This window comes from Streptomyces sp. M92 (genome assembly GCF_028473745.1).
GTDB lineage: Bacteria > Actinomycetota > Actinomycetes > Streptomycetales > Streptomycetaceae > Streptomyces.
This window is the reverse complement of the sequence record NZ_CP101137.1, coordinates 6,298,076-6,313,097: the sequence shown is the minus strand read 5'-3', so window position 1 is coordinate 6,313,097 and position 15,022 is coordinate 6,298,076. Positions and strand designations below refer to the sequence as shown.

Here is a 15,022-nt window from a genome sequence, read left to right as displayed (position 1 = left end):
AGCCGGGGGCGCCTGGGTACCCTCCGCCGCATGGCGGTGGAGGAGAGGACGGAACCGCCGCGCCGGACACCGGCGCGGCAGCGGACCAACCGCACGCTCGGCCGGGCGCTCGCCCGATGGGCGACCACGACCGATCACAAAGTGATCGGCAACCTCTATATGACGACGTCCTTCGGGTTCTTCCTCTTCGGTGGCGTCCTCGCGCTGCTGATGCGCAGTGAACTGGCCCGCCCCGGGCTCCAGCTGCTCACCACGCACCAGTACAACCAGCTCTTCACCGTGCACGGCACGATCATGATGCTGCTGTTCGCGACCCCGCTGTTCGCCGGGTTCGCCAACGCGATCATGCCGTTGCAGATCGGTGCCCCGGACGTGGCCTTCCCCCGGCTCAACGCGCTCTCGTACTGGCTGTACCTGTTCGGCGGCCTGATGGTGGTGGCCGGGTTCCTGACACCCGGGGGAGCGGCCGCTTTCGGCTGGTTCGCCTACGCGCCGCTGAACAACGAGGTGTTCAGCCCCGGCGCGGGCGGCGACCTGTGGACCATGGGACTGGTGGTGACCGGGGTCTCCACCACGCTCGGCGCGGTCAACTTCATCACCACCATCCTGTGCCTGCGCGCCCCCGGCATGACCATGTTCCGGATGCCGATCTTCACCTGGAACGTGCTGTTCACGTCGATCCTGGTGCTGCCGGCCTTCCCCGTCCTCACCGCCGCGCTGCTCGCGCTGGAGGCCGACCGGAAGTTCGGCGCGCACATCTTCGACGCGGCGAACGGCGGGGCGCTGCTGTGGCAGCACCTGTTCTGGTTCTTCGGCCACCCCGAGGTGTACATCGTCGCGCTGCCGTTCTTCGGCATCGTCTCCGAGATCATCCCGGTGTTCAGCCGCAAGCCGATCTTCGGCTACGTCAGCCTGGTGGGCGCCACCATCGCCATCACCATGCTGTCCGCCGTGGTGTGGGCCCACCACATGTTCGCCACCGGCGCGGTGCTGCTGCCCTTCTTCTCCCTGATGTCGTTCCTCATCGCGGTGCCGACGGGGGTGAAGTTCTTCAACTGGATCGGCACGATGATGCACGGCTCGCTGTCCTTCGAGACACCCATGCTGTGGTCGTTCGGGTTCCTGATGACCTTCCTGCTCGGCGGCATGAGCGGCGTCCTCATCGCCTCGCCGCCCCTGGACTTCCATCTGACGGACTCGTACTTCATCGTCGCCCATCTGCACTACGTGCTGTTCGGCACGGTCGTCTTCGCGATGTTCGCGGGCTTCTACTTCTGGTGGCCGAAGTTCACCGGCAGACTCCTCGACGAACGCCTCGGGAAGATCCACTTCTGGACCCTCTTCGTCGGCTTCCAGACCACCTTCCTCGTCCAGCACTGGCTCGGCCAGCAGGGCATGCCCCGCCGCTACGCCGACTACCTGGCCGCGGACGGCTTCACCGCGCTGAACACCATCAGCTCCATCGGCGCCTTCCTGCTCGGCCTGTCCACCCTGCCGTTCCTCTACAACGTGTGGCGCACCCGCCAGTACGGCGCCAAGGTGGAGCACGACGACCCCTGGGGCTTCGGGCGTTCCCTCGAATGGGCCACCTCCTGCCCGCCCCCGCGGCACAACTTCACGTCGCTGCCCCGGGTCCGCTCCGAGTCCCCGGCGTTCGACCTGCACCACCCGGCCATCACCCGACGCGACCAGAGGCACGAGCAGAGGAAGCAGTAGTGCGCACCGAAGCCCGTCTGTTCACCGGCGTGGCGGCCTTCTTCGCCGTCACCGCCGCCGGCTACGGCTGGTTCTCCCACGAGCCGGCCGGCACCGCGGCACTGACCATCGCCTTCCTGATGGCCTCGCTCGTCGCGTTCTTCCTGCGCGTGCAGTACCGCAAGAAGGGCCTGCGCGCCCAGGACCGCGGGGACGCGGAGGTCCTGGACACCGCGGGCCCGCTCGACTTCTTCCCGCCGCACAGCCCCTGGCCCGTCACCACCGCCCTCGGCGCCGTCGTCGTGGCACTCGGCATCGTCTACGGACTGTGGCTCGCCCTCATCGGCTTCGGCATCCTCACCCTCGCGGTCCTCGGCCTCGTCCTGCAGTACGCCGGCCGGGACGCTCAGCGCTCCAGCTCACCGGGCGAGGAAGGGGACTCCTCCGGGCCCGCCTCGTCGACGTCGACCCGGTCGCCGTAATACCACTCGCTGAGCGTCGCCCGCAGCCGCCCCACGTGCGGAGCCTCGTCGTCGGACGGAGCCGGCGCCAGCGGCTCCGGCTCCCGCCGTGACCGCAGCACGTGCCGCTCCTCGGTGTCGAGGGGCGCGTGGGTCTCGACGTAGCCCCCCGCGAGCGTCTGCCGCAGCTGCCCCGTCTCCGCCCCTTCGGCCAGCCGCTCGCGCTCCCGCTCCTGCAGCGCCAGGCAGACCCGCTTGGTCACCATGAACGCCACCGGCGGCAGCAGCACCAGGGAGATCCGGAACGTCCAGGTCAGCAGGTTGAGCGAGATGTCGAAGACATGGGCGATGATGTCGTTGCCGCCCGCCAGGAGGAGCACCGCGTAGAAGCAGATCGCGGCGACGCCCAGCCCGGTCCGCACGGGCTTGTCCCGGGGCCGGTCGCACAGGTGGTGCTCCTGGTGGTCGCCCGTCACCCAGCGCTCGAAGAACGGGTAGGCGTACAGCACCGCGAACAGGGCGGCCGGCAGCACCACCGCGGGCACCAGGACGTTCCACATCACGGTGTGGCCCCAGACCTCCGTCTCGAACGGCGGCATCAGCCGCAGCGACCCCTCCAGGAAGCCGACGTACCAGTCCGGCTGCGAGCCGAAGGAGACGACGTCGGGCCGGTAGGGGCCGTACGCCCAGATGGGGTTGATCTGCGCCACCGCCCCGAGCACCGTCAGAACGCCGAAGACCATGAAGAACAGGCCCGTGGAGTTCGTCACGAACTGCGGGAACATCGGCTTGCCGACCGCGTTGCGGTTGGTGCGGCCCGGCCCCGCCCACTGGGTGTGCTTGAGGTAGAACACCAGGATCAGATGGAGCGTCACCAGCGCCAGCAGCACCCCGGGAACGAGCAGGATGTGCACCGAGTACAGCCGCGGCACGATGTCGTCGCCGGGATACTCGCCGCCGAACACGAACATGCTGATGTACGTGCCCACCACCGGGATCGACAGCATGATGCCCTGCGCGATGCGCAGCCCCGTCCCGGACAGCAGGTCGTCGGGGAGCGAGTAGCCGGCGAAGCCCTCGACGAGCGCCAGCAGGAAGAGCGTCACGCCGATCAGCCAGTTGACCTCGCGCGGCCGGCGGAACGCCCCGGTGAAGAAGACCCGCAGCAGGTGCACTCCGATGGCCGACAGGAACACCAGGGCCGCCCAGTGGTGCGTCTGCCGGATCAGCAGCCCGCCGCGCACGTCGAAACTGATGTCCACCGTCGAGCGGTACGCCTCCGACATGCTCAGCCCGAGCAGCGGCTCGTACGACCCGTCGTAGACGACCTCCGTCATCGACGGCTTGAAGAACAGGGTCAGCCAGACACCCGTCAGCAGCAGTACGACGAAGCTGTAGAGGGCGATTTCGCCCAGGAGGAACGACCAGTGCTCCGGGAAGGCCTTGCGCAACAGCCCCCCGCCCGCGGAGACGGGGAGCCGCCCGTCGGCCCACTGGACGGTGCGTTCGGCCGCGTCGCGGGCCCGCGCACCGGCGCGGGCCCTTTTCCTGTTCAACAGCACGGCGCATGGGTTCCCCGGCGCCCGTGCCGGAAACTACGCCGACGACGCGTACGGGCTACGTACGGTCACCCTTCGGCTTGCCCCGCTGGTCCGGCGTACCGTGCGGCGGCGGGGAGAACGGCTCCGGCGAGGTCGCGGGCGACACGGGGGAACCCGTGCGGCCCTGCCCCTGCTCCGGACGTACCGCTCCCGGGTCGCCGGAGGACGGCTCGGCACCGGACCGCAACTGCTCCAGCCGGGCCGTCAGCAGCTCCGTGGCGTGCACCCGGTCGCCGTGCGACCGTTCGTACGCCAGCAGCTCCTCCACCTCCTCCGCGCCCAGCGACCGGATCCGGCTCTCCAGACCGCCGATCGGCAGATGGTCGTAGTCGGGCAACGGCAGGGTGTTGCGAGCGGGGTCGGCCATGGTTCTCACTTCCCTCTGTACGGCTTCCTCGGGGCTCAGCGTCCGCCCGGCCCGCCGCTGCCGAACGAGCCGCTGCTGCCCTCGTCCCAGCGGGGCCGCTCCTGCCCGGGGGCGGTGCGGCTGCCCTGGTGACCGAGGTCGTGCGGCAGCGTCCGGTCGTCGCTGCGGGGCATCTCGTCGGGCTCCCGCCGCTCACGCACCTCGCGGACGGGCCCCTCGTCGGGCGTGCGGGGCTGCTCCTGCGGGGTCGGCGGCGGCGGCTCCTTGCGCTTGAGCCTGCTGCCGAAGGCGAACGCCCCGATCAGCAGGGCCACGACCACGACGGCGGCGACGATCAGGCCGATGCCGAGCGCGCCGGAGCCCGCGGCCAGGTCCATCCATGCGTTCGTCATGGAGCGCGGGTACCCCCGGTCCACGTCACCAACCTGCTCAGCCCGACCGGGCGGACCGCGTCCGCGACCGGTTGGCCTTCCGGATCGCCGCCAGCAGATCCGCCTTCGTCATCCGCGACCGGCCCTCCACCCCGAGCTCCTTGGCGACGCCGTACAGGTGCTCCTTGGAGGCCTTCTCGTCGACGCCCTCACCACTGCGCCCGCCTTGTCCGCGGGGCCGCCCGGACTGCGGGTCGGAGGGGCCCTTGCGCCCGCCCTCCTTGCGCTGCCAGTGATCGCCGACCTTCTCGAACTTGTGCTTGAGCGCCCCGTACGCCACCCGGTGCGCGCGCTCCCCCTCGCCGTACTCCTCCACGGCCGAGTCGTGCGCCTTGATCCAGGTCCGCTGGGCCTCCCGGGGGGAGCGTTCCAGCGTCGACGGCAGTTCCTGTCGTCCCGGCATGTCCTGCACCTCCGCAAGTCGTGGGGTTTCTCGCTGTCACCAGCGCCGGAAGGTGCACGGGTGCCCGCCGGGCCCCCCGGAAAAACGGGCCGGAACCCTTGGCAGCACAGGGCTCGGCGGTTTGCCGCAGTCCGCAGCGGCAACCCGCGCGGTGTGACATCGACGACGACTTCCCAGCAGGAACTGTTCCGCTTCCTCGAGGACCGCTTCGCCTGCGCGCAGGCCTGCACCGAGTGCGCGCGGGCCTGCGCCCTGCGGGCGAGCCTCGTGGACCCGGACGGGACCGAGAACCAGGAACTCGTGCGGCGCAAGGGCATCATGTGCGCGGAGGTCTGCGACGCGACCTGCCGGGTGCTGTCCGAACAGAACCAGGTGGACGAGGCCGCCATCCGCGTCCAGCTGGAGTGGTGCCGGCAGGTCTGTCTGGAGAGCGCCCACGTCTTCGACGCCCACCCGGGCGCCGAGGAGAGCGCCGAGGCCTGCCGCGCCTGTGCGCGCGCCTGCGGAGAGTTCCTCGCCACCCTGCGCTGAGACCCTCTGGGGGCGCCCGGCTCGGGGCGCTAGCCTGCCGGTATGAAGGTCATGCGGGCGGGTGATCCGGCGGGCGGCGATCCGGGGCTGTTCGGTCCCGGCTCGGTGACCTGGCAGGCGCACGGCGACCCGATGATGTGGATCGCCGGGGTCCGCGCCCTGTACCTCCAGGCGCTGCATCCGCGCGCCGTGCGCGGCGTCATGCAGAACAGCGACTTCCGGCGCGACGCCTGGGGCCGCCTGATGCGGACCGCGGGCTTCGTCGGCACCACGACGTACGGCACCACGGAGGCCGCCGAGCGGGCCGGGGCCCGGGTAAGGAAGATCCACCGCATGCTCGGCGCGACCGACCCCCGCACGGGGGAGCGCTACGGCGTCGACGAACCCGCGCTGCTGCTGTGGGTGCACTGCGCCGAGATCGGCTCCTACCTGCACGTCCTGCGCCGCTCCGGCTTCCCGCTGACCGACGCCCACGCCGACCGCTACCTCGCCGAACACCGGCACAGCGCCCGCCTCGTCGGCCTCGACCCGGCCGCCGTGCCCGCGAACCGCGCCGAGCTGGCCGCCTACTTCACGCGGGTGCGGCCCGAGCTGGCCGCCGGGGACGAGGCGCACGAGGTGGACGACTTCCTGCGCCGCCCGCCCACGCACCCGCTCCTGGTCCCCGCCCGCGCCCTGCTGTGGCGCCGGGTGGCACAACTGGCGTACGACTCCCTACCGACGTACGCGCACGAGCTCTACGGCAGACCGGCCCCCGATCCCGCCACCGTCACCCGGCGGCTGCGCGTCATGGGCACCGCGCTGCGCACGGTTCCCGCACGTGTGCGCTGGCAGCTGCCGCCCAGACACATCCTGCGGGCCGTGGCACGGCTCGGACCGGCCGCGCGCCCGGCACCGTACAAACTCGGACCATAAACCGCCATACTGGACCCGCCAGGGGAGGGCGCAGCTGACGGGACACAGAACTACGGGGGCGGGCGTAGTGATGGGGGACAGCACGCTGATCCAGGGCCGGTACCGGCTGCTGGAGCGAATCGGGCGCGGCGGCATGGGCGAGGTGTGGCAGGCGCGGGACGAGTCGCTGGGGCGGCGCGTCGCCGTCAAGTGCCTCAAACCGCTGGGCGAGCAGCACGACCACGCCTTCACCCGCGTCCTGCGGGAGAGGTTCCGGCGCGAGGCCCGGGTGGCCGCCGCGCTGCAGCACCGCGGAGTGACCGTGGTGCACGACTTCGGGGAGAGCGACGGCGTGCTCTTCCTGGTCATGGAGTTGCTGGAGGGGCACGACCTGAGTCGGCTGCTGGAGGACAACAAGCACCATCCACTGCCGGTCGCCGACGTCGTCGACATCGCCGAACAGGTCGCCGCCGCGCTCGCGTACACCCACGACCAGGGCATCGTGCACCGCGACCTGAAGCCCGCGAACATCGTGCGGCTCGCCGACGGCACCGTGAAGATCTGCGACTTCGGCATCGCCCGGCTCGGCCACGACGTCGGGTTCACCGCCCGGCTGACCGGCACGGGCATCGCCATGGGCACCCCGCACTACATGTCGCCGGAGCAGATCGGCGGTGACGAGGTGGACCGGCGCAGCGACCTGTACTCGCTGGGCTGCGTGCTCTACGAGATCGCCACCGGCGTGCCGCCGTTCGACCTCGACGACGCCTGGGCGATCCTCGTCGGCCACCGCGACACCGAACCGGAGCCCCCGCGCGCCCACCGCGCCGAACTGCCCGCCTACCTGGACCGCATCATCCTGGACCTGCTGGCGAAGCGGCCGGACCAGCGCCCGGACGACGCCCGGGAACTGGGCCGCCGGATCTCCGTCGGCCGCACCTCACCGGCGTACGCGCCGGCCGTGCCGGCGCCCCGGACGCGGACGCCCCAGCCGGTCGGCGGGGGCCGGGCCGCGCCGCCGTCCTGGACCGACGGCACGGCCACCGGCCACAAGGCCACCGCCACCGGCCCGCGCACCACGCGCCCCGACCCGGCGCCCGAAGCGGCCGCCGCGCTGGCCGGGCGGCACAACGCGGGCCTGAGCCTCGGACGGCTCGGCCGCTGGGAGGAGGCGGGCGAGCTCCACCGCGCGGTGGCCGGGGAACGCGAGCGCCTGCTCGGCCCCGACCATCCCGACACACTCGCCAGCCGCTACGAGATCGCCTTCGCCCTCAGCCGCACCGGCCACCCCGCCGACGCGCTGCGCGCGTACAAACGCGTCGCCGAGGCCCGCATCCGGGTGCTGGGCGCCGACCACGCCGACACGCTCGCCGTCCGCCAGGAGATGGCCTACACCCTCGGCCGGCTGGGCCGGCACACCGACGCCCACCAGGTCTACGCGTCGGTCCTCGCCGCCCGCGAGCGCGTCATGGGCGCCGACCACCCCGACACGCTGCGCTGCCGGCACAACCTGGCCTTCAACCTCGGCCGGCTGGGCCGCACCGAGGACGCCCACCGGATGGCCCGGGAGGTGGCCGCCGCGCGCGCCCGCGTGCTCGGCCCGGACCACCCGGACACCCTGGTCACCCGCTACGAGGTGGCCTACGAACTCGGCCGCCTGGGCCGCTGGCAGGAGGCCCTCGCCACCTACCGGGAGGTCGCGGCGGCCCGAGAGCGGGCTCTGGGCCCGGACCACCCCGACACCCTCGCCGCGCGCCACGAGATCGGCATCAGCCTCGGGCGTCTCGGCCGCAGCGCCGAAGCGCTGGCCCTGTACGAGGGGCTGATCGACGACCGGGCCCGGGCCCAGGGACCCGATCATCCCGAGACGCTGCGCGCCCGCCACGGCCTGGGCGTGAACCTCGGCCGTCTCGGCCGCTGGGAGGACGCGCTCGCCGAGTCCCGGGAGGTGTGCGCGATACGCGCCCGCGTGCTCGGCCCGGACCACCCGGACACCCTCGTCAGCCGCCGCGAGATAGCCGTCGCCCTCGGCTGGCTGGGCCGCTGGTCCGCAGCCCTCACCGAGTACCGCGAGGTCGCCACCGCCCGCGAACGCGTCCTCGGCCCCGACCACCCCGACACCCTCGCCGGCCGCGACGACGAGGCCCACTGCCTCGAACAACTCGGCCGCGCGGCCGAGGCCGTCGAGCTGTACCGCAGGGTGGCGGTCCTGCGCAGGTCGGGAGCGGGCCGGGCCGGGGCCGGGCACGCGGTCGGCCGCTGAGCCGGGTGTTCGGCGGGGCGCGGGGGCCGTACCTCTGGCCGCCCGTCGCCGCCCCGTGTTACCAAGAGCCATGACGCCGCCCACCCAGCCCCTCGCATCCCGCAGTTACGACGCCGTGATCGTCGGCGGTGGGCACAACGGTCTGGTCGCCGCCGCCTACCTGGCCCGCGCCGGGCGCTCCGTGCTGGTGCTGGAGCGGCTGGACCACACCGGCGGGGCAGCCGTGTCCACGCGGCCGTTCGCCGGGATCGACGCGCGGCTGTCGCGCTACTCGTACCTGGTCAGCCTGCTGCCCAGGAAGATCGTGCGGGACCTGGACCTGGACTTCCGGGTGCGCGGCCGCACCGTCTCCTCGTACACGCCCGTGGAGCGCGGCGGCCGGCCCACCGGGCTCCTCGTCGGCGGGGGCGAGCGGCGGACCCGGGAGTCGTTCGCCCGGCTCACCGGCTCGGAGCGGGAGTACGCGGCCTGGCAGCGCTTCTACGGCATGACCGGGCACGTCGCCCGGCGGATCTTCCCCACCCTCACCGAACCGCTGCCCTCCCGGGACGAACTGCGCCGCAGGGTCGACGACGAGGCGGCCTGGCGGGCCCTGTTCGAGGACCCGGTCGGCGTCGCGATCGAGGAGCACTTCGCGGACGACCTGGTGCGCGGAGTGGCCCTCACCGACGCCCTGATCGGCACCTTCGCCGACGCCCACGACGCCTCCCTGGCCCAGAACCGCTGCTTCCTCTACCACGTGATCGGCGGCGGCACCGGCGCCTGGGACGTGCCGGTCGGCGGCATGGGCGCCCTCACCGACGCCCTGGCCGGTGCGGCACGCGCGGCGGGCGCCGTCATCGCCACCGGACACGAGGCCGTGCGCGTCGACACCGACGGACGGGCCGCCGAGGTCACCTACCGCTCGGCCGACGGCGAGGGCGTCGCCGCCGCCCGCCACGTCCTGGTGAACGCCTCCCCGCGGGAGCTGGCCGCGCTCACCGGACAGGCACCGCCGCCGCCCGCCGAGGGCGCCCAGCTCAAGGTCAACATGCTGCTGACCCGCCTCCCGGCCCTGCGCGACCCCGCGGCCGACCCGCGCGAGGCGTTCGCCGGGACCTTCCACGTCGCCGAGGGCTACGAGCAGCTGGCCACCGCGCACGCCAGTGCCGCCGCCGGTGCGCTGCCCGCCGCCCCGCCCTCCGAGATCTACTGCCACTCCCTCACCGACCCCACCATCCTCGGCCCGGAGCTCGCGGCCGAGGGCATGCACACCCTCACCCTGTTCGGCCTGCACGCCCCCGCCCGCCTGTTCACGCGGGACAACGACGCCGTACGCGACGAACTGCTGAAGTCGACCCTCGCCCAGCTGGACGCCCACCTCGCCGAACCGCTCGCCGACTGCCTGGCGACCGACGCCGAGGGGCGGCCCTGCGTCGAGGCCAGGTCGCCGCTGGACCTGGAGCGCGACCTGCGCCTGCCCGGCGGCCACATCTTCCACCGGGGACTGTCCTGGCCCCACGCCCAGGACGGCACCGGCCGCTGGGGCGTGGCGACCGGGCAGCCGAACGTCCTGCTGTGCGGCGCGGGTGCGGTACGCGGCGGCGGGGTCAGCGGGGTGCCGGGCCACAACGCGGCGATGGCGGTGCTGGAACGGGCGACGGGCTGACGGGCGCATGCGCCGCACCGAGCTGGGTACCGCGACATAACGGAAATTCCGTACACGTCACCAGCACGGCAAGGAGCCCGTCATGGCCGACCTCAGCCCCATCGACCTGCAGAAGGCCCTCAACGGCATGGACTACCCGGCGGACAAGAAGTCGCTCGTCGACTGTGCCCGCAAGAACAAGGCCGACGACAAGGTCGTGAGCCGTCTCGACGGCCTGAAGGAGAACAGCTTCGACGGCCCCAACGAGGTGCAGAAGGCCGTCTTCAACGGCTAGCCCGTCCCGTCAGTCGGCCGACGCCGTCCACCCCACCGCCTCGATCCGCGCCGCGTCCGCCGGACGCGCGTCGTGGAACAGGACGTCGCCCGCCGCCTCGGCGCGCAGCCCGTCGACGTACGCCCCGCGGCCCACGTACAGCCGGTCGGTCGAGTACCGCCAGCGCAGCGTGAGGCCGCGGGCGGCCGGAAGGGCGGCGGTCAGCCGGTGCCAGACGCGGCCCGACCAGCCGCTGACCGAGCCCGCCGGGTGCTGCCGCGGTCCCTCACCGCGGCGCGTGGTGGTGAACGGCACGGGCGTCCACGTGGCGCCGCCGTCGGTGGTGGCCTCCAGGGCGAGGGTGTCCGACCCGGGCTCGGTGTCCCACCACACGGAGCAGCGCAGCCGCGCGCCCCCGCCGGAGGTGTCCAGCGGGGGCAGCGTCAGTGTGGCGGCCGTGGACCCCGCCGTCCCGGAGAACCAGGCCGTGCGCCCGTGCGCGGGACGGACCGGCACGGCCCGCGCCATGCGGGTGGCGGCCGCGACCCGGGGAGCCGACCCCGAGCGCCAGCCGCGCACCGGGTGCACCGAGTTGCCCAGCACCACCAGGAACGAGTCGGTCGTCGGGTCCAGCACCAGTGAGGTGCCGGTGAAGCCGGTGTGCCCGGCCGTGCGCGGGGTGGCCATCGCGCCCATGTACCAGTGCTGGTAGAGCTCGAAGCCCAGGCCGTGCTCGTCACCCGGGAAGGCGGTGTTGAAGTCGGTGAACATCAGCTCCACCGACTCCGGGCGCAGGATGCGCGCCCGGCCGTAGGAACCGCCGTTGAGCAGCGCCCGGCCGAGCACCGCGAGGTCCCAGGCGCAGGAGAACACCCCCGCGTGCCCGGCGACACCGCCGAGGCTGAAGGCGTTCTCGTCGTGCACCTCGCCCCACACCAGCCCCCGCTCCAGGCCGGACCAGGGCTTGCGGGCGTCCTCGGTGGCCGCGATCCGCGGCCTCCAGGAGGCGGGCGGGTTGTAGCGGGTGCGGTCCAGGCCGAGCGGGGCGGTGATCTCCTCGCGCAGCAGGACGTCCAGGGTGCGGCCGGTGACCTCCTCCAGCACCAGCTGGAGCGAGATCATGTTCAGGTCGGAGTACAGGTACGCCGTCCCGGGCGGGCTGACCGGCGCCTCGTCGTACACGAGCCGCACCTTCTCCTCGTACGTGGGCGCGCTGTACAGCGGGATCCACGCACGGAAGCCCGAGGTGTGGGTGAGGAGCTGGCGGACCGTCACCTCCTGCTTGCCGGACCGCCCGAAGCCCGGCAGGTACGAGGCGACCGGCGCCTCCAGCTCCAGCGCGCCGCGCTCCAGCTGCTGCACGGCGAGGATCGAGGTGAACAGCTTGGAGATCGACGCGAGGTCGAACACCGTGTCCCGGGCCATCGGGATCTGCTCCCCGGCCGGGAACTCGACACCGGTGTCGGTCGTCTCGTCGTAGGCCCGGTAGCGCACCGCCATTCCGATCGGCTCGTGCAGCGCCACCGTCCCGCCCCGCCCGGCGAGCAGCACGGCGCCCGCGTACCAGGGGTGCTCGGGGGAGGGGCCGAGGAACGCCTCGGCGTCGGTGACGAGTTGGCGCAGATGCCCGGCGAGCAGTCCGGCGCGGTCGGCGGAGCCGCGCCGCAGCGTGGGGCGGCGGCCCCGGTCCGCGACGGCCTCTGCCGGTCCGGCCGCGAACGGGGCGATGGCCAGGGCACCGCCCAGGGCCAGGGCGCCGGCGCCCAGTTGACGCCGAGTGAATCCGTTCGTCGCCTGATCGGCCATCGAAGAGCCTCCCGCCACCGAAGCTGAAAGTATCTTTCGTGGATCGCCGTGCGGGGTGAAACTTTCCTGTCAGAGGCGGGGCGTGTCAATGGGGCGTGCGGAGTCGACGGGCGCCGGACCCGCCCGGCAGAGGGCCGGACGGGTCGCGGGACGGCGCGGCTCAGCGTTCGCGCACCCGGACGACGCGCAGGTCCGGCGACGACCGGATGTCGCGCTCGCAGAACCGGGACGTCACCCACCGCTCGGCGGAGAACAGCCGGGTCTGGTCGGCATGGTGCCGCGAGGCGGGGTCGGACGACTGGGAGTAGGCCAGCAGCGTACGGGCCACCGGGCACCGGCTCCCGTCCCAGCCCACGGCCTGGATGTAACTGGAACCGGTGGTCACCTCCGTGTAGCCGCCGCCGGCCGGGTCCCACACCGGCTCGATCTTGTTCCAGACGCCCAGCGACTCCGTGCCGCCGCCCACGGCGATGCGCTTGCCGCCACGCACCACGAACTGGTGCTCGCCGAGGCGCGAGTCGAGCGGGATGCCCGCCGCCCGCAGCTCGCCGACCGCGTCCGCGAGGGCGGTGGTGAAGCCCGGCGCGCCGGTGTTCAGCGTGTGCGGGGTGCCCACCGGGTCCGCGGGCGAGAACGGCACCTTCCACAGCTGTCCGGCGGGCACCGTCTTCGTCAGCGCCCGCCAGAACCGGTCGAAGAGCAGCGCGCCCCTGCTGCCGGTGTCCACCGTGCGGTCCCAGTCCGCGAGCACCTGGCAGGCCTCCCGGACGTCCACGGACCTGCCTTCGGTGTCCGTCGCGGTGCCGCCGGGCAGCGCGGCGCAGGCCCGCGCCGCGTCGGCCGCGGCCAGGTCACCGGCGGGTACCCGGTCGGCGAACTGCTGCCGTTGCAGGTCCGCCACGGTCAGTCCGCCCCGGTCGGCCATCGCCGCCACGTCCTCGATCGCGCCCCGGGTGCGCATCGACCGCTGGGTGCCGACATCGCCGAAGACCCGCTCGTAGCCGGTCAGCGGCCGGTCCGCGTTGGCGAGCCAGGCGCTGTTGTTGGAGTTCTCCGCGTACGGCGCGTCCTTCAGCGTCGGCATCCGCGAGGGCCCGAAGATCCCGGGCTGTACGGCGTCCCGGTCCCGGCCCGGCGCGCACTCGCCGCGCGAGCCGTCCAGCACCGCGAGCCCCGAGGACGGGTAGGTCACCTTGCCGAGCGCCGTCGAACAGCGGTCGGCCAGCTCGTCGGTGATGCGGGGGAGTACCTGCGACTGGGTGAACAGCGTGTGGCCGCGCGAGTCGGCCGCGACGGTGTTCACCCACGGCAGACTCTGGGTGCGGCGCAGGGAGGCCAGGACGTCGTCCGTGCCCCGGGCCCGGCTGAAGCCGAGCGCCGTGTCGGAGGCGCGCAGGTTGGCGGCGTTCGGGTCGTTCAGCGCGTACGCCGATTCCGACGTCCAGGGCAGCGGCAGCGAGGCGCCGAGCGAGGTCACCACCGGGCCGTACCGGGTCCACCACTGGGTCTTCGTCACCGGGGCGCCGTTTGGCACCGGGACGGTGACGGACCGTTTCGTCATCCGTTCGCGGCGTCCGTCGACCAGATACACCGTCGGGTCGGCCGGGTCCAGCGTCAGCCGGTGGAGGTTGAGGGTGACGCCGGTGGCCACCGTGTGGCTCCAGGCGACGTGCGCGTTGTGGCCTATGGAGATCGTTGCGGAACCGAGCAGGGAGCCGCCCGCCACGTTCAGCCGCCCGGGGATCGTCTGCTGCGACTGCCAGAAGCGTCGCCCGCCGTGCCACGGGTAGTGCGGGTTGCCGAGCAGCAGCCCGCGGCCGTTCGCGGTGGTGCGTCCGCCGAAGGCGACGGCGTTGGAGCCCATGTCGGCGTCGTCGGTCGCGAAGAGCTCCCGGGCGGCTGCCGCGATCGCGTCGGCGTCGGGGTCCGGCGCGGGGGCCGTGCTGCCACCCGGCGGCCGGGCGGCGGTGATGCCGTCCACGGCACGGCCCTGCCCGCCGAGCACGGAGAGGGCGAAGCCGCGCACGGCCACGTCCAGGGCGGTGACGGGCCGCACCCAGGCGGCGTCCCGGCACGCAGGGTCGGAGATCCGGTTCTGCTCCAGCCAGGCGTTGTAACCCGCCGCGAAGCCCCGCATCAGCTCCTTCGACTCCCGGCTGGGACCGCGCGGCACCGGCTCGGCGAGCAGCTTCTCCACGGTGCCGGCCCGGCGTACGCCCCGGAAGTACAGGTCGCTGGAGAGGTTCGTGCCGGCCGAGGAGAGCGAGTGGTCGGAGGACGCGTCGGCGCCGAAGTACTGGGAGCGCTCGCCGCGCACGGTCACGAAACCGTCGGCGAGCGTGCAGACCTGGTCCGCGGCCTGCGCCCAGCCCGTGCCGAAGCCGAGGTTCGCGTAGTCCTTGGCGACGATGTGCGGAATGCCGTACTCGGTGTAGCGGATGACGGCGGACAGCCCGCCGTGGGACGGACGTTCGGGCCGGCCGCGGGCGGGCCCGTCGGCGGCGGCCGCGGGCAGTGCGGTCGCCGCGGTCAGCAGCGCGGCGGCCACCGCGATGAGCCGTCTGGAGCGCATGCGCATCGTGCCTCCCTGCGTCTTCGGGGGAAGGAGCGGCTGAGCGTACCAGTCGGTATGTGTACGTGTCAGTTGCATGACACGGCTCGTCGTGGCG

13 protein-coding genes are annotated in these 15,022 nt (G+C 73.0%); 7 read left to right on the top strand and 6 right to left on the bottom strand.

Translation table 11 applies throughout. The annotated features are described in order from the left end of the window. Positions 1-30: 30 nt before the first annotated feature. Positions 31-1,716 carry an aa3-type cytochrome oxidase subunit I gene (gene ctaD / locus M6G08_RS28890; RefSeq protein ID WP_443048984.1) on the top strand — a complete coding sequence of 562 codons (1,686 nt, stop codon included), beginning with the start codon at positions 31-33 and terminating at the stop codon, positions 1,714-1,716. Continuing rightward, complete coding sequence (gene ctaF, locus M6G08_RS28885) at positions 1,716-2,177, top strand: aa3-type cytochrome oxidase subunit IV (protein WP_272590051.1); 462 nt, start codon at positions 1,716-1,718, stop codon at positions 2,175-2,177. Before ctaD ends, ctaF begins: the two co-directional genes overlap by 1 nt. Here the strand turns inward: ctaF and qcrB are convergent. Genes qcrB through M6G08_RS28865 form a run of 4 tightly spaced genes read right to left on the bottom strand, consistent with a single transcriptional unit; the run spans position 2,102 to position 4,958 of the window. Beyond that, a complete protein-coding gene (qcrB, locus tag M6G08_RS28880; protein WP_272590050.1) occupies positions 2,102-3,718 on the bottom strand; it encodes a cytochrome bc1 complex cytochrome b subunit in 1,617 nt (538 codons plus the stop codon). The two genes, ctaF and qcrB, sit on opposite strands and share 76 nt — an antisense overlap. A gap of 55 nt (positions 3,719-3,773) precedes the next feature. Next, positions 3,774-4,124, bottom strand: a complete 351-nt coding sequence (locus M6G08_RS28875; RefSeq protein WP_272590049.1) for a DUF8129 domain-containing protein — start codon at positions 4,122-4,124, stop codon at positions 3,774-3,776. A 35-nt stretch (positions 4,125-4,159) separates the two neighbouring features. Next, positions 4,160-4,516, bottom strand: coding sequence for a DUF6479 family protein (locus M6G08_RS28870; RefSeq protein WP_272590048.1), 357 nt, complete (start codon positions 4,514-4,516; stop codon positions 4,160-4,162). A 37-nt stretch (positions 4,517-4,553) separates the two neighbouring features. Then, entirely contained in the window at positions 4,554-4,958 is a 405-nt protein-coding gene (locus M6G08_RS28865; RefSeq protein ID WP_272590047.1) for a ChaB family protein, read from the bottom strand. Between the two features lie 153 nt (positions 4,959-5,111). On the opposite strand from M6G08_RS28865, the gene M6G08_RS28860 reads away from it, so the two are divergent. The 5 genes from M6G08_RS28860 to M6G08_RS28840 all read left to right on the top strand — a co-directional run bounded on the left by M6G08_RS28860 (position 5,112) and on the right by M6G08_RS28840 (position 10,568). Continuing rightward, entirely contained in the window at positions 5,112-5,489 is a 378-nt protein-coding gene (locus tag M6G08_RS28860) for a four-helix bundle copper-binding protein (RefSeq protein WP_073732046.1), read from the top strand. A 42-nt stretch (positions 5,490-5,531) separates the two neighbouring features. Next, entirely contained in the window at positions 5,532-6,404 is an 873-nt protein-coding gene (locus M6G08_RS28855) for an oxygenase MpaB family protein (RefSeq protein WP_272590046.1), read from the top strand. 70 nt (positions 6,405-6,474) lie between these two features. After that, positions 6,475-8,646, top strand: coding sequence for a serine/threonine-protein kinase (locus M6G08_RS28850; protein ID WP_272590045.1), 2,172 nt, complete (start codon positions 6,475-6,477; stop codon positions 8,644-8,646). 70 nt (positions 8,647-8,716) lie between these two features. Further along, positions 8,717-10,294, top strand: a complete 1,578-nt coding sequence (locus tag M6G08_RS28845; RefSeq protein WP_272590044.1) for a phytoene desaturase family protein — start codon at positions 8,717-8,719, stop codon at positions 10,292-10,294. Between the two features lie 82 nt (positions 10,295-10,376). Beyond that, complete coding sequence (locus M6G08_RS28840; protein WP_061446259.1) at positions 10,377-10,568, top strand: DUF2795 domain-containing protein; 192 nt, start codon at positions 10,377-10,379, stop codon at positions 10,566-10,568. A 9-nt stretch (positions 10,569-10,577) separates the two neighbouring features. On the opposite strand, the gene M6G08_RS28835 is transcribed toward M6G08_RS28840, so the two are convergent. After that, a complete protein-coding gene (locus tag M6G08_RS28835; protein WP_272590043.1) occupies positions 10,578-12,353 on the bottom strand; it encodes a serine hydrolase domain-containing protein in 1,776 nt (591 codons plus the stop codon). Positions 12,354-12,513: 160 nt separating this feature from the next. Further along, on the bottom strand, positions 12,514-14,931 hold the full coding sequence (locus M6G08_RS28830) for a penicillin acylase family protein (RefSeq protein WP_272590042.1): 2,418 nt from the start codon (positions 14,929-14,931) through the stop codon (positions 12,514-12,516). Between the last annotated feature and the right edge of the window lie 91 nt (positions 14,932-15,022).